We start from the raw sequence: 13,702 nt of genomic DNA, 5'->3' as shown, positions 1-13,702 counted from the left end.
TTATTCAGATGGTAAACACGGCTGCTGCGTACGTGAATCGAGTAAACGATAACGACCTTTTTACGCTAGTAGGAGGTTCAGTCCCCTATGTCATACTCCGATGTCACGACAGAAGACATCGCCACCGTCGAACTCCCGTCCAGCCTCGTCGACGATGTCGAACAGCGTCTCGCGTACACCGATTTCGAGGACGCGAGCGCCTACATCGAGTTCGTCGTCGAGGAAGTACTGGCCGCGGTTTCGGATGACGAGAGCGTGAACTACGATGCCGTCGACCAAGACGAAGTCGAGAGCCGTCTCGAGTCGCTCGGCTATCTGAGCAGCTGAACCCGCTGGTGCCAGTAGCCGCCATCTGACCTGGCCGATTCCGAAATCGCTCTCTGGACGCTGCTCTTCCTCTCGTGGTCGGCACGCGAACTGAACGACCGTCGTGTCTCGAGGGGGTAACTGTGATGCCGATTTCGCCTTCTGGAGGGACCGAAGACGGCCGGGCGACCTCGAGGCGGAAACGTCGTGCTCCCAGTCGACCATCCACCGAGCGATCGATTCGCTCGTCGAACAGCGAATGTTCACGGAAACCGACAGTGCGTTCGAACTCACCGGGTTCGGCCGCGTCGTCGCGACGGACGTCACCGACTGCCGAACGAGTGTTGCCTCCGCCAGCTGACTCCGTCCGTTGCTCGACGAGGTGGACACCCGGACGTGAGGCTCTCGCTCGACGTCGAACGGATCGCTCTCTGCGTGATCCGAGGGTCTACGTATTTCGATCCCGAAGTGTCGCTGTCGAATGCCGGCCGAATCGTCGACTCGGAGTCGCGATACTCGAGCGCTCGTTCGCTTCTACCTGTTGGACCACCGCACGTGGCTGGGAAAGGCGATCGACGTCGCGTTGTTGGGACTGAATCTCGTCTTCGTCGCCATCTTCGTCGCGGAGACGTATCCACTCTCGTCGTCCGTCAGAACCGTCCTGTGGAACGCCGAGGTAGCCATCGCCATGATATTTCTGCTTGAGTACATTCTGCGGCTGTACGGCGCCGAAAACCGTCTCGCAGAGGCGCTCAACGCCTACTCCCTTGTCGATCTGATCGCGATCCTGCCGACGCTCCTCGTGGTCGTCTGGCCGGGAGTGGCGACTGTTGCCAGCGTGGGATTCCTCCGCGTCGTCCGGGTCGTTCGAGTCCTTCGGTTCTACCGCTTCACGCAGGACGCAGAGTTCTTTTTCGGGACGATTTCGGACAATGCGTTGCGTGCACTGAAACTGTTATTGACGGTCATTGCCCTCTTTTTCGTCTCCGCAGGACTGTTTTACAGCGCGGAACACGCAGCCAATCCTGCGGTCGACACGTTCGGCGACGCGTTCTACTACGTCGTGGTGGCGCTATCGACCGTCGGATTCGGGGACGTCGTCCCGGTGACGACCGGCGGGCGGTGGGTCACGGTGGCTGCGATCCTTGCGGGCATCATCGTCATCCCGTGGCAAGGGAGCAAGATCGTCCGCGAGTGGAGTCACAGGGGAAAGGTCGCCGTCACCTGTCCGAACTGCGGCCTGTCGTATCACGATCCAGATGCGTCCCACTGCAAGGCGTGCGGCCACGTCATCTACCAGGAACTCGACTCACGAGAGTAAGCAGCAGACCCGAATCGGTTCCCGTGAACGAGCCGTCGAACCGGCACATGCGGCGTGTTCTTTCTTTTGCCTCGGCTGACGTCGGGAGACCTGATGCGACATCCGTTTACAACCGGGTCTCCGGTCGGGAGTGATCCGTCGATGCTCATCGACCGGTACCTGCCCGACTACGATGTTACTGTGGTTCGACACGCAATCGTCGAGGCCGATCCCGAGACGACGTACGACGCGATGCTCGAGGCCGACCTGACCGACACCGGACCGATCGTGCGTGCGCTTTCCCGACTGCGGGACGTTCCGGCGATCCGCTCGCGCCTGCTCGACGGGAAACCGTCGACCCCGCCGCTCGAGCGGCTCCGATTCGCCGACGTGACCGGGACCGACGAGTGGACGCGACTCGCCGAACATCCGGGGGAGGAGTTCGTCTTCGGCGCCGTCGGGACATTTTGGCGGCCCGCTATCGAGTGGCGTCGCGTCGATCCCGAGGCGTTCGCGGCGTTCGACGATCCGGGGTACGCGAAACTCGCGATCGGCCTCTCCGTTCGGCCGTACGGCGAGCGACGGACGCTTCTGACGTACGAGGCGCGCACGGCGACGACGAGCGAGCGCGCCCGCAGAAACTTCCGGCGGTACTGGCGACTCATCGGCCCATTCGCGGGGTACGTGATGTCCCGTGCGCTCGAGCGAATCGCGGCCGACGCCGAGGCGATCGCACGCCGACCGCCGAAGCGAGAACGCGACCGGGGCGGAGACCGCTCCCGGTCGAGTGCGTTCCGCCGACGTCTCGGCGCGGCAGTCGCACTGGTCCTCGCCGGCACGTATCACCTCGTGATCCGACCCTGGCATCGCCGCTGGGGGACGACCGACGGGAAGGCGGAGTCGCCGCTTCCGGGCGACGACCTCCTCCCGGACGCGACGAATCAGGTAACTCACGCGATCGAGATCGACGCATCCGCCGAGGCGGTCTGGCCATGGCTCGCCCAGCTCGGACAGAATCGAGGCGGCTTCTACAGCTACGACTGGCTCGAGAACGCGGTCGGTGCTGACATCCACAACGCTGACCGAATCGTCCCCGAGTATCAGGATCTGTCGGAGGGCGACGTCGTCCGGTTAGCACCCGAGGACTATTCTGTCAACTCGCCCGAATCGGCGCCGGAGGTCGCCCTGCTCGAGTCCGAGCGCGCGCTCGTCCTCAGACCGCCGGGCGAGTCGCCGGCCTGGACGTGGGCGTTCGTCCTCGAGTCGGTCGACGAAGAGACGACGCGGCTACTGGCCCGCATGCGCTCGAACCCGCGGCGATCCACGATCGGTCCGTTCGCGTCGGTTCCGCCGCTCCAGCGGGTGGCGAACTACCTCTTCTGGGAACCCGCCCACTTCGTCATGGAGCGGGGAATGCTCCGGGGCATCAAGCGCCGGGCCGAGCAGATAGAACATGCTGAGCCGTCCCCGAGAGCGTAACGACGGTCGCTGGCCTCTCCGATTTTCGGTCCGATGTGATCTGTCCGGAGAGCGAGACAGGGACTCGCTCTCGAGGCGTCTGGTGCCGTCGCACCGTTACGCGTTCGGTTTGCTTTCGCCCATCCGACTGGTGTAATCCCAGCTGTAGATCTCTCGCGGTTCGATTTCGATGCGAACCTCGTCGCGGTCGTCGCCGAGCAACCACCGGGCCAGCGGGGTATCCGTCCCGTCGAGGTAGCGCTCGATGAGATCACGGAGAACGGCCTTGTCGCGATCGTTCGTCACTACGGCAGTCCCGCTGCCCCTGATTCCGCGATACGGGACGTCGTTCGTCGAAACCTCGAATGCGATTCGTGAGTCCTGACGGAGAAATCCGACCAGGGTCGCGTTCGCCCCGGTCGCACACTCGAGCACACCGTCACGGTAGCGATACCACAGCGCGACGAGCCACAGCGAGTCGTCGGGCCGACGGGTAGCGATCCGGATCGGGACCGTCGTCTCCCGGAGGAAGGTCTCGACTTCGTCCTCGGTCCAGGCGCCGCGGAATTCGGTCATGACAGGTCGTTCGCCGGCGAGGGGGAAATAGCTCGAGTGTCGGGTCACCTCTCTCGATGGGGGCGTGGTATGTTCACACGTTTGACTCTTCTGGACTATCGACCATTTATTCGATTGTTCCCTCTCTGAGATCGTACTATTGCTGCATTTGGTTCGAACGGTCGCGTTCGCTTCGAACCTGACACTCGTCGATTCCCTCCCTCGCACTGTCCCTGTGAGTCCCCAATCGTTTCGGTGATGCGAAACCGCAGCTACCCATGCGGTCTCCGGCCGAACGGAGGCTCGTTTCGGACGGCCCGGAACCGGTTCCGAGTCGACTCCTGGCTCCGAGACGTACTGCTCGTCTCGTTGGTCCCATTGCCGAACAGGTCCGTCTCGAACGTTCGCTCGTACGAGAGAACGTCGAGCGGGAGAGTCCGCGTCACGCCACCGTACTCGAGGGTCGCGTCGAACTCGACCGTCAACGTCGACGTTTCGTTGTTCCGAACGTGTGTGGTCCACCACTCGTCGAGCCTCGAGTTGTCGATCGTTGCGTTCACATCGAGTGTTCGTGTACTGCCCGGTGGAATCACAGTTTGTCGGGCGGCGACGCCCTGACCGACGACGATACCGTTCAGTCGGACCGTGTACCCGATTTCCGTGATCGGCACCGGAACCGGTGCCGGGTTCGTGACCGTCGCCGACGCGTCGATCGGCGATCGGTTGCTCGTGGCGGTGCCCCACTGCGCGTTCGTCTCATTGACGACGAACACCGTTTGGCCGCCGGCCTGAACCTGTTGAGTCTCGTTCGTCCGTAAGGGCTCGAGTAGATTCGTCCGAACGGTTCGTGTTCGGGTCAACTCCGTTGTCGAGAGTTGGATCCCGACGTAGGTGATCCCGACGTCGGGGTCGACTCGCACCGTCGTGGTTTCGTTTCTGTTGACGTGTGAGGCCCACCAGGCCGGAATGTCGTCGTTGTCTAGCCACGTCGAGACGGTGACGGTGCTATCGTTGCCGTCGAGTTTCACGCGGTTCTCCCGCTCCGTCGCGACCTCGATATCGTTCATCGAAACCACATACGATACGTCCGCCGCGGAATCGCCGAGACGGAGCAACAGGGGATCGTCGACAGTGATCCGGGTTTCGACTTCGGTCCGTTCGGTCGTGACGGTCCCCCACTTGCTGTCGACCGATTCGACCTGCGGTCGACCGACTGCGAGAACGCCGTAAGCCGCGGTTGCGCCGATCAGCGCGACTACGACGAGCATTACCAGCCACGTTCTGCGACGAACCATTTACTGCAGGTTCCATCCGACCGACGTTCCATCGTCGCGTTACACGTTCAGGTTCTTGAAGTACGGATCGCCGTTCGTGCGGTTTCCGTCGGAACCACGAGCATCGACGACCGAGCCTGTGGTCAGTCCTTTTTCGTTCGTCGCCCTCGAGAATCGCACCGCTGTCGACTTGTTTCGTCTCGAGGGACGGAACGAACATCGGCGTTCGGCGAGGACGGACACGGGTGTTACTCGGGGTCGATTCCAGCGTTTGGCCGATACTCCTCGTGTCGCCTTTCTGTGAAACTAACTATTATAACGGTTCGCTACAATGGCATGCAGTATCATGTCGGGGGGAAGACGATCGTACGATTACGTCATCGTGGGTGCGGGACCGGCGGGGTGCGTCCTCGCGAACAGACTGTCGGCCGACGCCGATACCGAGGTGCTGTTGCTCGAGGCGGGAGAGCCTGACGAGAAGCGCGAAATTGGTATTCCGGCGGCGTTCTCGGAACTGTTCCAGTCGGGGGTCGACTGGAACTATCACACCGACCCTCAGTCGGAACTGCACGACCGGGAACTCTACTGGCCGCGCGGGAAGACCCTCGGGGGCTCGAGTTCAATCAACGCGATGATCTACATCCGGGGTCAGCCCGTGGACTACGATCACTGGGCCGAGTTAGGGAACGAGGGCTGGGGGTACGAGGATGTGTTGCCGTACTTCATGCGGGCGGAGGACAACGAACGTGGTCCCTCTGACTACCACGCTATTAGCGGCCCGCGGAACGTCGCCGACCTCCAGTCGCGGAACGAACTCAGTGAAGCGTTCGTCGAGGCCGGGCAGGCGGTGGGACTGCCACGCAACGGGGATTTCAACGCTGGCGATCAGGAGGGGGTCGGATTCTATCAGGTAACACAGGAGGACGGCCGTCGCCACAGTGCTGCTGACGCGTACCTGAAACCGGTGCTGGATCGACCCAATCTGACTGCGGTGACCGGCGCGCGAGTGACGCGGGTTCGATTCGACGGTCAGGAGGCCGTCGGCGTTGCGTACGCGCGTGACGATGACGACGGCACCTCCTCGACGGTCGACGCGGCCGAGGAAGTCATCCTGTCGGCCGGGGCCATCAACTCACCGCAACTCCTCTTGTGTTCCGGCGTCGGTCCAGCCGACCACCTCGCCGAACACGATATCACCGTCGTCGAGGACCTCTCCGGTGTCGGGCGAAATCTGCAGGATCACCTGCAGGCGGGCGTCGGCTACGAATGCGAGAAATCGATCACCCTCGATGACGCGGACTCGCTGTGGAACCTCCTCAAATTCCTGGTGCGACAGCGGGGACCGTTGACGTCGAACGTTGGGGAGGCCGGTGGGTTCGCGACCGTCTCAGAGAACGCCGACACTCCGGACGTTCAGTTTCACTTCGCTCCCGCACATTTCATCGAACACGGATTCGAGAACCCCGAGGGCCATGGGTTCTCCCTGAGCGTGCTCCAACTTCGACCCGAGAGCCGCGGACGGATTACGCTCCGCTCGGCCGACCCTTTCGACGAGCCGTCCATCGAGCCACGGTACCTGTCCGAAGGCAACGACCTCGAGGTGTTGCTCGCGGGAATCAAACTGGTCCGCGATATCATGCAGGCCGACCCGTTCGACGAGTACCGCGGGGAGGAACTGCTCCCGGGTTCGGACGTTCAAAGCGACGAGGCCCTTATCGAACACATTCGCGAGACCGCCGAAACGCTGTACCACCCCGTCGGTACCTGCAAGATGGGCGACGACGACATGGCCGTCGTCGACGACCGACTCCGCGTCCGCGGGCTCGACGGGCTGCGCGTCGTCGACGCGTCGGTGATGCCGACGATCACGAGCGGAAACACGGATGCACCGACGACGATGATCGCCGAGAAAGCGGCGGATTTCATCCGGAACGAGGTATGATCGATATCCGTCAATTTCAGGAGGTGAAATGTTATCTATGCGTACTTATTTGATACCTCCATCCCAACCGGGGCGATAGAGCCGTTCTCCGGCTCGGTATATCATGAACGTCGACGAATTTGTCAACGCAAACGAACCGAAAGAAGGCGGCGAATCGTTTCAACTCGAAAACGGAAAGCTACTCGACATCGATCTCGAGGGGTCCGTAACGACGAAGACCGGATCGATGGTCGCCTACAGCGGTGACATATCGTTCACCGGGAAGTCCTCAGCAGAGGGTGGGATTACGGGGTTTTTAAAGGAGAAGGCGACGGGTGAAGGGACGGATGTGATGGAAGCAACCGGTACCGGTCACCTCTACGTTGCCGATCAGGGAAAGGAGGTCCAGATCATCGAACTCGACGCAGGCGAAGAGATATCGGTCAACGGAAACGATGTCCTCGCGTTCGAGGCGAGCGTGAACTACGAAGTCCGAACGATGAAGAGCATCGCGGGGTTCACGGCCGGCGGTATGACCAACGTCTTCCTCTCCGGACCGGGCACGATCGCAATCACCACCCATGGTGATCCGCTGGTATTGCAGCCGCCGGTCCGAACGGACCCCAGCGCGACCGTCGCTTGGAGCGGATCTCTCTCCCCGGGCAGCTACGCCGACAAAACCCTTTCGAACATGATCGGCTCGTCCTCCGACGAGACGTATCAGCTCGATTTCTCCGGCTCCGAGGGCTTCGTGGTCGTCCAGCCCTACGAGGAACTCGCGCCACAGCAATAACAGGACAGTAGCAGGATACTTGCGTCGTATCGTATCATGTATGGCCGTTCGGCTGGTACGCATCTTTAGAGATCCCCATGAGACGACGAGCGCTTGCCCCCATTTCGATCGCACTGGCATTGACACTCCCTTGGGTCGTCGTCTGGGCCTCGACGTCTCTTCTCCCGCAGTATGCGACCGCCGTCGTCCCCGGACTCGGGTACCGAGTCCCGGCGGTGTTCCAATCGCTATCGACGCTCGGGACGGTGATCGTGACGGGCCTCGCCGTTCTCGGTGCCTCATTCCTCCTCGCGTGGGCCGCTGAAACGGCCGAGAAGGACGTTCCCCGCGCGTTCGCGATCGCCGTCCTCGCCGTCCTGGCGGTCGCCCCCGAATACGCCGTCGACGCCCTCTACGCGTGGAACGCGGGCGTGTTCGCGGGAACCCCACGCGGAACAGAAGCGGGGAACCTCGCGGTCGCCAACATGACCGGCGCGAATCGGATCCTCATCGGCATCGGCTGGGCCGGGATCGCCCTCTTTACGATCTTTCGGCGAGGCTCGTCGTCCGATCCCGCCGTGGAATCGCGGCCCGGATTCCTCGCCGACGTCGTCGTCCTCGATCGCGATATCAGCCTCGAGGTCGTGTTCCTGCTCGCCGCAACGGTCTGGGCGTTTCTGGTCCCGCTCAGCGGCGGCATCGATATCCTCGATATGCTGATTCTCGTCGGTCTCTACGTCCTCTACATCGCGGTCATCCTCCGCGGCGAGGCCGAATCCGAGACGCAACACGTCGGCGTGCCGGCGTACTTACAGCAGTTCCCACGGGGACGACGAGTCGCGACCGTTCTCTTCCTCTTCGCCTACGCCGGCGTGATGATCTTTACGGCCGTCGAACCCTTCGCACACGGCCTCGAAGAACTCGGTCAGGGCGTCGGTATCCCCTCGTTCTTCATGATCCAGTGGATCGCGCCGCTCGCGTCCGAATCGCCGGAACTCATCGTCGTCGTCTACCTGGTGAACAAGGCGCGCTCGACGGCGGGCTTCAATGCGCTCATCTCCTCGAAACTCAATCAATGGACGCTGCTCATCGGGACGCTCGTCGTCGTCCACTCCCTCGCGCTCGGCCGGTACGGCGTCCTCGCGTTCGACTTCAAGCAATCCGCGGAGATCTGGCTGACCGCCGCGCAGTCGTTTTTCGCCATCGCACTCCTGCTCCGGTTTCAGATCTCCGTCAGGGAAGCGCTCGCGCTGCTCGGCCTGTTCCTCTCGCAGGTCCTCCTCGAATTCGCCATCATCCGCGAGTACGTGGCGCTGCCGGTCTCGAGTACCGAGTTGTTGCTCATCTACACGGCCATCTACATTGTACTGGGCGTCGTGCTGTTCGTCCGTCGATGGGGGTCGTTCCGCCGTCTCCTTCACCGAACCGCGGGGACGGTCGGCGAGGCGATGCCGATCGGCGGCGATCGGCCGCGAAGCACGAACGATTGAGTCGGTCGGCCAACAGACATATCCGTTCGTCGCGTAGGCCCCGCCGATGGGTCAGATGGAACCAGCGGGTCCGTCCGTCGGGATCCTTCTCGTGTACGCGACCGTCCTCGCACTGGTGCATTTCTTCGCCGGTCGACTGGGCGTGGGCGGTCGAATTCCGCGGAGCAGGTGGCTGTCCGCTGCGGGCGGTATTTCGGTCGCGTACGTGTTCGTCCATCTCCTGCCCGAAATCCACGACGCCGCGACGACGATCCAGCGCCACGGGAACTCGTCGGCGTTCGCTGAACGATACGGCTATCTGATCGCACTTTCGGGGTTCGTCGTCTTCTACGGCCTCGACCATCTCGCCAGACAGACGAATACCGTCGCCGACCGGCCCGGTGAGACATCGCCAACGGGTCTCTTCTGGATCCACCTCGGATCGTTTGCCGCGTATAACGCGATCATCGGCTCCCTCCTGTGGGACCGCGAACTCGGCAATATCGGCCTCTTCGTCTTCGCGATGGCGCTTCACTTCGTCGTGACGGACGACGGCCTCCGCGACCACCACGGACGAGTCTACAACCGTCAGGGACGATGGATACTGTCGGGGGCCGTGATCGCCGGATTCGCGGGCGGCTACGCACTCGAGGGGACCGAACTCCTCGTCGCGGTGTTCGTTCCGTTCCTGTCCGGTGGCGTCGTCCTCAACGTAATTAAAGAGGAACTGCCGTCGGATCGCGAGAGCCGATTCTGGGCCTTCGCTGTCGGAGCAGTGGGCTACGCCGCGCTTCTGTCACTCGTCTAAGTGGTCGTTCTCTGCCAGTCACAGCCGCGTGAAGACGGTCAGAGTCGTTCGAACGGGAGTATTTTAGCCCTCCGCTGGTATCTTCCGCCATGAAACTTCGACGACCGCGCCGCCCGCCCGAATTCCGGTTGGCGGACTCGGCACAGCAGATCGTCGGGGGGTTCCTGCTCGCGGGTCCGTTCGTCGTCACGGAAGAGGTCTGGACGCTCGCGGGTAACATGCACAACGCACAGGCGGTCGGCACCGTTGCCGTCGTATTCGCCATCGGGTACGCGGCGCTGTACAAGGCCGATACGACCCGCGAGGCCGAGGAGGAACAGGAGGTTGCCGGGATCCCAATCCGGTTCATCTCCCTGATGCTGGTCACTTTCGGCTCGGTCACCGTCCTCGCGCTCCTGTTCGGTGCTCCCGAGACCTTCCTCGAGGACGATTCCACCGAGGCAATCGCGATGACGACCTTCAAGGCCATCAGCGTCGGGGCTGTTTTCAGCGTCGTCGGCGCGGCGACCGCTGACAGTATCTTCGCCAAGTGAGGACGCGACCATCTTCGAACTGCGACCGCGCTTCGGCTCGGGGTCGTCGCGGCGGCGTCGGTCAGAGATACGAGTCATCGTACGATTCGCCGGACCGCTCCGCGTGGGAGTTCCCGCAGTTCGCACACTCGAGCCGATTCATGTTGTCCATCGAAATGTCTAGCGAGCCGCAGTTCGCGCAGTAGAACCCGTACTGGTCCGTGAGGGCCTCGTCCTCGTACGTGGCGAAGAACGACGCCGCGGTCCCGGATTCATTCTCGTCGCGATCGATGTAGATCGTTTCGTCGTCGTCGGTCGTCGTCAGCGTTCCGTCGATCGTCTCCGTTTCGGGAAACGATTCCTCGGCCGCGTCCTCCCTGCCCGACTCGCCGGGGAGATCGGCGTCGACGTCGGGATCCGTATACACGTACTTTACCAGGGACTCGTCGGCGATGTCGACCCGACGGTCGTCCTCGTGTTCGAGACCGAACCGTTCGACGAACCCGTGACCCTCGGTGTTGGCTTCGAGGACGGTGACGCAGATCCGGTCGGCACCGCGGTCGCGCAGCGTTTCGGTCACCGTCTCGTAGAGTTCCGTCCCGATTCCCCTACCGCGGTGTTCCGGATCGACGAACAGCCAGTTCACCTCTCCCCACTCGTTCTCGAGGCGTCCCTCGACGAACCCGGCGATCGTTTTACCCTCGATTTCCGCGGCCGTTTCGGCGACGCGAAGCACGGCCTTCTCGTCCTCGAGCCGTTCGGCGACGGCGTCGTCGGCGAACTGCTCGTCGGTCACCGCGTCGATCTGTCCCGGACTCAGCCTGAACGAGGTTGTCATCGAACTGTCGACGACCTCCCGAATCCGCTCTGATTCATCCGGGTCCGGCTCCCGAATTTCCATATCGGACACAGGGCATCGATTCGGATAAAGTGGCTGCCGGCGGAAACAAGCGGTAGGACGAGTCGCGATTGCCGTCTGGAACTGGTGAACGTGTCGCCGGCCGATTTCGGGGAATCACCACGCTGTCCTCCGACGTGCAGTTCGATCGGAGTGCCCGATAGCATGAGTCGCCGTCGTCTGGATGGTCGCACGAAGACCGCCGTGCGCAGCTACTCTTCGCCGCCGGTGACGACCACCGGTCGATCAGACTTGAGAATGACGCTCTGTGTCGTACTGCCGAAGATCGCTTTCCCAACGGGCGAGCGCTTCCGGCCGCCGAGGACGATCGAGTCGACGTCGTAGGTCTCGGCTTCCTCGAGAATGTCCGCTTCGGTGTCGCCGCTATCCTCGAGGATCGTGACGTCGATGCCGGCGGTTTCGATGGCTTCTTGTGCGCGTCGAACGGAGCCGATCCGAGAGGCGGACTTGAACGTCTCGAACTCCTTGGGCAGGTCCTCGCTCTCCTCGGTGAAGACGAATAGAAGGTAGACTTCGACCGATTCGGCGGCGTTCGGTAGCGACGTGACGTAGTTGGCCTGTGCCCGTGCGCGGTCCTCGTTGGTGTCGACGGGCAGTAACACACGATACATGCCCTGACGTTCGCGATGAGGCACAATAAAACTGATTCTGACCCCCGCCGTCCCGCAAGCGATTCGCCGCCGGATCACGGCCTGACGCGCGTCACTCGCCGTCGTTTACTTCGTTGTCGCGCAGGGTGCGACGCCGTATCTTGCCGGTCGTCGTGGTCGGCAGCGTCTCGACGAACTCGATGTGTTGTGGATACTCGTATTCGGCCAACCGGTCACGGACCAGTTCGCGGATCTCCTCGCGAAGCCGGTCGGGGTCGTATTTCTCGGAGGCAGGCTCGACGAACGCCTTGATCGCTTCGCCGCGGGTGTCGTCTGGAACGCCGACCACACCCGCCTGTTCGACGGCGTCGTGGGTGAGGATCGCGTCTTCGACTTCCATCGGACCGACGCGATAGCCGCTAGTGAGGATGACGTCGTCGGCCCGGGAGACGAACCAGCAGTAGCCGTCCTCGTCGCGTTCGACGAGGTCGTCGGTCAGGAACCATCCGTCCTCGAGTTGCTTCGTCGCCGTCTTTTCGGGCAATCCGTGGTACTCGCCGAAGAAGACGCGGCGGTCGCCCGGCTTCACGGCGAGTTCGCCGACCTCGCCGCACGCGTTGCGTTCGTGCGTTTCCGGATCGAGTACCGCGACCTCGTAGCCGGGGAGCGGTTTCCCCATGCTGCCCGGTCGCGTGTCGAACCAGTTTTCGACGTTTCCGACGACGAGATTGAGTTCGGTCTGGCCGTAAAACTCGTTGATCGCGACGTCCTCGAACGTCGACTCGACCCACTCGACGACCTCCGAGGTGAGCGGCTCGCCGGCCGAGGCGAACGTCTCGAGCGAAAGATCGTATCGGTCCTCGGGATCGCCGACGTCCATCAGCATCCGGAGCGCGGTCGGGGGCATGAACGCGTGCGTAACGTCGTGGCGTTCCACGAGCTCGTAGGCGTCCACGGGATCGAACCCATCGCGAGGCCAGCCGACGATCGTACAGCCGTGATGCCACGCCGCGAAGAGGGTCCCGCCGAGGGCCGCCCCCCACGCCCAATCGGCCGGTGTCCACAGTGTGGCCCGACCCTCTACCAGATCCTGATCGAAGTAGTTGAACGCTGCGGCGGCCCGACCGAGCCAGAGCGCGTGACTGTGGCGCACTCCCTTCGGCGGGCCGGTCGATCCACTCGTATACATGATCGCTGACGGTGTCTCCGGCGTCGCGTCGGCGACGTCGATTCCGGGTTCGGAGTCCGCGACGAGGTCGTCGAAGGCGTGTGCCCCACCCGCTACCGAATCACCGTCACCGAGTTCGATCACGGCCTTGAGCGCCGGACATTCGTCGCGGATTTCGTCGATCGTCTCCCGGACGCTCGAATCGACGACGACCGCTATGGCTTCGCTGTCTCTGAGCCGGTACTGGAGTGCATCGCGACCGAAGAGAACCGTAAGCGGCACCGACACTGCACCGAGCTTCCAATTTGCGAGGTGCGTCAGCGGGTTCTGGGGTTTCTGTGGGACGACGACACCCACTCGGTCACCCGCTTCCACGCCGAGGTCAGCCAGCGCCGCTGCGAGGCGATCGGACCGCTCGTCGAGATCGTCGAACGAATAGGTTTCGAGGGCGCCGTCGGGGCTCTCGTATCGGAGCGCCGTCCGACTCGTATCGTCGTGTTTCCGGAGGAAGTCGACGGCTGGGTTGTACTCATCGGGGAGGTCCCACGAAAATCCTTCACGGGCCGTCTCGTAATCCTCGAATGATGGCATTACCGTCCAGCTCATGCCTCCGCCTTTCGGGACCAACACATAGCGTTTTTCGACACGCT

The 13,702-nt window shown here is 62.7% G+C and carries 14 protein-coding genes; 9 read left to right on the top strand and 5 right to left on the bottom strand.

The features are described from left to right. Positions 1 to 87 precede the first annotated feature (87 nt). From NJU76_RS06055 to NJU76_RS06045, 4 genes are all read left to right on the top strand, one after another. On the top strand, positions 88 to 327 hold the full coding sequence (locus NJU76_RS06055) for a hypothetical protein (RefSeq protein ID WP_254531893.1): 240 nt from the start codon (positions 88 to 90) through the stop codon (positions 325 to 327). Positions 328 to 430: 103 nt separating this feature from the next. Continuing rightward, positions 431 to 667 (top strand): hypothetical protein, encoded by a 237-nt coding sequence (locus NJU76_RS27330; protein WP_486642017.1) that lies wholly within the window; start codon positions 431 to 433, stop codon positions 665 to 667. Positions 668 to 787: 120 nt separating this feature from the next. Next, on the top strand, positions 788 to 1,627 hold the full coding sequence (locus tag NJU76_RS06050; protein ID WP_254531892.1) for an ion transporter: 840 nt from the start codon (positions 788 to 790) through the stop codon (positions 1,625 to 1,627). Between the two features lie 141 nt (positions 1,628 to 1,768). Further along, entirely contained in the window at positions 1,769 to 3,085 is a 1,317-nt protein-coding gene (locus NJU76_RS06045; RefSeq protein ID WP_254531891.1) for a hypothetical protein, read from the top strand. A gap of 96 nt (positions 3,086 to 3,181) precedes the next feature. On the opposite strand, the gene NJU76_RS06040 is transcribed toward NJU76_RS06045, so the two are convergent. Beyond that, the gene (locus NJU76_RS06040; RefSeq protein WP_254531890.1) at positions 3,182 to 3,640 is read right to left on the bottom strand and encodes a pyridoxamine 5'-phosphate oxidase family protein; all 459 of its coding nucleotides are present in this window, start codon (positions 3,638 to 3,640) and stop codon (positions 3,182 to 3,184) included. A gap of 251 nt (positions 3,641 to 3,891) precedes the next feature. Further along, positions 3,892 to 4,887 carry an LEA/WHy family protein gene (locus NJU76_RS06035; RefSeq protein ID WP_254531889.1) on the bottom strand — a complete coding sequence of 332 codons (996 nt, stop codon included), beginning with the start codon at positions 4,885 to 4,887 and terminating at the stop codon, positions 3,892 to 3,894. A gap of 352 nt (positions 4,888 to 5,239) precedes the next feature. On the opposite strand from NJU76_RS06035, the gene NJU76_RS06030 reads away from it, so the two are divergent. The 5 genes from NJU76_RS06030 to NJU76_RS06010 all read left to right on the top strand — a co-directional run bounded on the left by NJU76_RS06030 (position 5,240) and on the right by NJU76_RS06010 (position 10,396). Beyond that, positions 5,240 to 6,835 (top strand): GMC family oxidoreductase, encoded by a 1,596-nt coding sequence (locus NJU76_RS06030; protein ID WP_254531888.1) that lies wholly within the window; start codon positions 5,240 to 5,242, stop codon positions 6,833 to 6,835. A gap of 103 nt (positions 6,836 to 6,938) precedes the next feature. Continuing rightward, positions 6,939 to 7,607: an AIM24 family protein gene (locus NJU76_RS06025; RefSeq protein ID WP_254531887.1), complete on the top strand. Its 669-nt coding sequence runs from the start codon at positions 6,939 to 6,941 to the stop codon at positions 7,605 to 7,607. A gap of 77 nt (positions 7,608 to 7,684) precedes the next feature. Further along, positions 7,685 to 9,076, top strand: coding sequence for a sodium:calcium antiporter (locus NJU76_RS06020; protein WP_254531886.1), 1,392 nt, complete (start codon positions 7,685 to 7,687; stop codon positions 9,074 to 9,076). Positions 9,077 to 9,122: 46 nt separating this feature from the next. Beyond that, positions 9,123 to 9,863 carry a hypothetical protein gene (locus NJU76_RS06015; protein ID WP_254531885.1) on the top strand — a complete coding sequence of 247 codons (741 nt, stop codon included), beginning with the start codon at positions 9,123 to 9,125 and terminating at the stop codon, positions 9,861 to 9,863. Positions 9,864 to 9,952: 89 nt separating this feature from the next. After that, positions 9,953 to 10,396: a DUF2391 family protein gene (locus NJU76_RS06010; protein WP_254531884.1), complete on the top strand. Its 444-nt coding sequence runs from the start codon at positions 9,953 to 9,955 to the stop codon at positions 10,394 to 10,396. A 61-nt stretch (positions 10,397 to 10,457) separates the two neighbouring features. Here NJU76_RS06010 and NJU76_RS06005 read toward each other — a convergent pair whose 3' ends face one another. From NJU76_RS06005 to NJU76_RS05995, 3 genes are all read right to left on the bottom strand, one after another. After that, positions 10,458 to 11,276, bottom strand: coding sequence for a GNAT family N-acetyltransferase (locus NJU76_RS06005; RefSeq protein WP_254531883.1), 819 nt, complete (start codon positions 11,274 to 11,276; stop codon positions 10,458 to 10,460). Between the two features lie 209 nt (positions 11,277 to 11,485). Then, positions 11,486 to 11,905 (bottom strand): universal stress protein, encoded by a 420-nt coding sequence (locus tag NJU76_RS06000; RefSeq protein WP_254531882.1) that lies wholly within the window; start codon positions 11,903 to 11,905, stop codon positions 11,486 to 11,488. 91 nt (positions 11,906 to 11,996) lie between these two features. Further along, positions 11,997 to 13,658 carry an acetate--CoA ligase gene (locus NJU76_RS05995; RefSeq protein WP_254531881.1) on the bottom strand — a complete coding sequence of 554 codons (1,662 nt, stop codon included), beginning with the start codon at positions 13,656 to 13,658 and terminating at the stop codon, positions 11,997 to 11,999. Positions 13,659 to 13,702 lie beyond the last annotated feature (44 nt).

The organism is Natrinema gelatinilyticum (assembly GCF_024266705.1).
Lineage (GTDB): Archaea > Halobacteriota > Halobacteria > Halobacteriales > Natrialbaceae > Natrinema > Natrinema gelatinilyticum.
The sequence above is the reverse complement of the archived record's forward strand: the minus strand, read 5'-3'. Positions and strand labels throughout refer to the sequence as shown.

Excerpts from the sequence above, each read along its gene's own strand:
- NJU76_RS05995 (WP_254531881.1), bottom strand. The coding sequence starts at position 13,658 with ATGAGCTGGACGGTAATGCCATCATTCGAGGATTACGAGACGGCCCGT.
- NJU76_RS06020 (WP_254531886.1), top strand. The coding sequence starts at position 7,685 with ATGAGACGACGAGCGCTTGCCCCCATTTCGATCGCACTGGCATTGACA.
- NJU76_RS06000 (WP_254531882.1), bottom strand. The coding sequence starts at position 11,905 with ATGTATCGTGTGTTACTGCCCGTCGACACCAACGAGGACCGCGCACGG.
- NJU76_RS06040 (WP_254531890.1), bottom strand. The coding sequence starts at position 3,640 with ATGACCGAATTCCGCGGCGCCTGGACCGAGGACGAAGTCGAGACCTTC.
- NJU76_RS06045 (WP_254531891.1), top strand. The coding sequence starts at position 1,769 with ATGCTCATCGACCGGTACCTGCCCGACTACGATGTTACTGTGGTTCGA.
- NJU76_RS06010 (WP_254531884.1), top strand. The coding sequence starts at position 9,953 with ATGAAACTTCGACGACCGCGCCGCCCGCCCGAATTCCGGTTGGCGGAC.
- NJU76_RS06050 (WP_254531892.1), top strand. The coding sequence starts at position 788 with ATGCCGGCCGAATCGTCGACTCGGAGTCGCGATACTCGAGCGCTCGTT.
- NJU76_RS06025 (WP_254531887.1), top strand. The coding sequence starts at position 6,939 with ATGAACGTCGACGAATTTGTCAACGCAAACGAACCGAAAGAAGGCGGC.
- NJU76_RS06005 (WP_254531883.1), bottom strand. The coding sequence starts at position 11,276 with ATGGAAATTCGGGAGCCGGACCCGGATGAATCAGAGCGGATTCGGGAG.
- NJU76_RS06015 (WP_254531885.1), top strand. The coding sequence starts at position 9,123 with ATGGGTCAGATGGAACCAGCGGGTCCGTCCGTCGGGATCCTTCTCGTG.
- NJU76_RS06055 (WP_254531893.1), top strand. The coding sequence starts at position 88 with ATGTCATACTCCGATGTCACGACAGAAGACATCGCCACCGTCGAACTC.
- NJU76_RS06035 (WP_254531889.1), bottom strand. The coding sequence starts at position 4,887 with ATGCTCGTCGTAGTCGCGCTGATCGGCGCAACCGCGGCTTACGGCGTT.
- NJU76_RS06030 (WP_254531888.1), top strand. The coding sequence starts at position 5,240 with ATGTCGGGGGGAAGACGATCGTACGATTACGTCATCGTGGGTGCGGGA.